At 52.9% G+C, this 255-nt stretch carries 1 rRNA gene; it reads right to left on the bottom strand.

From position 1 onward, the window contains the following. Window positions 1-255: ribosomal RNA gene (locus M3180_RS22555) — 23S ribosomal RNA — on the bottom strand; the annotation flags it as partial.

Here is a 255-nt window from a genome sequence, read left to right as displayed (position 1 = left end):
CCCGCACTTTTCAACGTGCGTGGGTTCGGACCTCCAGTGCGTGTTACCGCACCTTCATCCTGGACAGGGGTAGATCACACGGTTTCGGGTCTACGTCTGCATACTATATGCGCCCTATTCAGACTCGTTTTCGCTACGGCTCCGTCTCTCCAACTTAACCTTGCATGCAAACGTAACTCGCCGGTTCATTCTACAAAAGGCACGCCATCACCCATTTAACGGGCTCTGACTTCTTGTAAGCGCACGGTTTCAGGT

Source organism: Paenibacillus camelliae (assembly GCF_023715345.1).
GTDB lineage: Bacteria > Bacillota > Bacilli > Paenibacillales > Paenibacillaceae > Pristimantibacillus > Pristimantibacillus camelliae.
Note: the sequence above shows the minus strand (reverse complement) of the source record. Positions and strands in the feature narration are given on the sequence as shown.